This window comes from Arthrobacter sp. SPT-J7, assembly GCF_059089965.1.
Window position 1 is genome coordinate 1 of record NZ_JBNHFF010000374.1, and the last position, 2,013, is coordinate 2,013.

Consider the following 2,013-nt stretch of genomic DNA (forward strand, 5'->3'; position numbering starts at 1 on the left):
ACCAAGGTTGATGGCCAGTTCCAGGGCAACGACCGCGCAGTTGAAGGGCTGGACGGGGCACTGAAGCGGCTGGGGCTCGACTACGTGGACCTGTTCCTGATCCATTGGCCGCTTCCCCAGCGCGATGAATATGTTTCAACCTGGAAGACCTTCGAGCGGCTGCAGGCGGAAGGCAAGGTCCGCTCCATTGGGGTGTCCAACTTCAAGCCTGCCCACCTGGAGCGGCTGATGGCGGAGACAGAGGTAGTGCCCGCGGTGAACCAGATTCAGTTGAACCCTGCAATCACCCGCATGGCGGAACGCGAGTTCCATGACAAGCATGGGATTGCGACCCAGTCCTACAGCCCGCTGGGAGGGGACGGCGCCGGCCTGCTGGGCGCCCCGATCCTGTCGCAACTGGCGGAAAAGCATGGCAAAACGCCCGGCCAACTGGTCCTTCGGTGGCATGTTCAGAACGGAATTGTGACGGTTCCCAAAACGGCGAATCCGGAGCGGATGCGGGAGAACCTGGACATCTTTGATTTCGCCTTGGATGCGCAGGATCTAGCGGAATTGGCCATCCTCGATGAGGGTCCTGATGCGGGTAACGATTCGGACGTCACTGGCCACTAATCGGCCCTGAAATGGGGTTTTTCCGGAAACCGGGGTTGGCAAATAGATAGTAAGCATGATTACTATTGAGGCAGAAGGATGAAGTGCTTCCGGGATCCGGAGGCCTCCTTTACTTAGGAAGAGGAACGAAAAATGGGATTTATTGCATTTCTGATTCTCGGACTTATTGCTGGTGCGATCGCTAAGGCGATCCTCCCCGGCCGGCAGGGTGGCGGCTGGATCATCACCCTCGTCCTGGGCGTCGTTGGAGCACTCCTCGGCGGCTGGATCGGCGGAATGATCTTCGGCAGCGGACTGCAGGAGTTCTTCTCCCTGCAGACGTGGCTGCTGGCCATCGGTGGCGCGCTCATCGTGCTGCTGGTGTACGGCATGATCACCAAGCGCGGCGTGCGCAGCTAACTGGCGCGCTAGCCAGGGAAACCGGTCTGGGGATAACATCCCCTGGCCGGTTTTCCTATCTCCCGGCCTCTCTGGCCGGAACTGAAACCTTCTCACGGAGCAGGAGTTCATCATGAAAAACAAACTTCTTTTGGGCGTCGGAATCGCCGCCGGGTACGTTCTCGGGTCGCGGTCCGGCCGGGCCGCCTACGACAAACTCAAGGCCCGCGCAGCTGGCATCTGGGACAGCAAGCCTGTCCAGGACAAGGTGTCCGTGGCTACGGAAGCCATCAAGGAGAAAGCCCCGGAAGTTGCGGACCAGCTGACTGAGGCGGCCCGCCGCGCAGGCACCGTCATCGGCTCCGCCATGCACCGTGACGGCTCGCCCGGGGACAGCAAGTCCTCAACGTCCGACGACGCCACGACAACGGGTGCCTCCGCCGGCACGGCTGGGACTACTGGGACCTCCGGCGGTTTTGGCGCTTCCGGCACAGCCGGAGCTACGGATACGCTCGGGACTTCAGCCACCCTGGGGACAACCGGCACAACTGGTACAGCCGGTGCCGCCGGGACGTCCGGAGCGCTCAGCGACACGGAGCTCGGCGAGGACCACATCCCTGCCCACAGCACGCACCCCGAGACGCACAACCTTGGAACCACCAGCGACGAACCGGACTCCAAAGCGTAGTCACGCGCAGGCCCACAACGAGCATTTCCCCCTGTCCTCCTTTCTGACATGGGGCCGCATCGTTGATGTTTTACAACTGAATAGCTTTTGCTGGCCGTCGCGATCCTTGGGGGACGCGGCGGCCAGTGGCATTTCGTCCTTCGATAGTGCGTCCTGGCCCTCTCAATCAAGCTGACATTCCCGGTACCCAGACCGGCCACGTTCATCCACATAGCTGCTTTGGCCGGCACTTTTGTCAGTGGGTTTTGGCAGAGTTGTCCTATGGAAGCCATAGGGGATCAGCTTGGGGAGTACTGCGGTTCTCCCGCTGTGCTGACGCGGGCCGGCAGTGTTTC

The 2,013-nt window shown here is 61.3% G+C and carries 3 protein-coding genes; all 3 read left to right on the top strand.

What is annotated here, in order from left to right:
- On the top strand, window positions 1-612 hold a 612-nt coding region (locus tag AC5RWX_RS32765; RefSeq protein WP_494100337.1), incomplete at its 5' end, for an aldo/keto reductase.
- Window positions 613-744: 132 nt separating this feature from the next.
- The gene (locus AC5RWX_RS32770) at window positions 745-1,011 is read left to right on the top strand and encodes a GlsB/YeaQ/YmgE family stress response membrane protein (protein ID WP_163161485.1); all 267 of its coding nucleotides are present in this window, start codon (window positions 745-747) and stop codon (window positions 1,009-1,011) included.
- A gap of 112 nt (window positions 1,012-1,123) precedes the next feature.
- Window positions 1,124-1,678: a hypothetical protein gene (locus AC5RWX_RS32775; protein ID WP_494100338.1), complete on the top strand. Its 555-nt coding sequence runs from the start codon at window positions 1,124-1,126 to the stop codon at window positions 1,676-1,678.
- The last annotated feature ends 335 nt before the right edge of the window (window positions 1,679-2,013 follow it).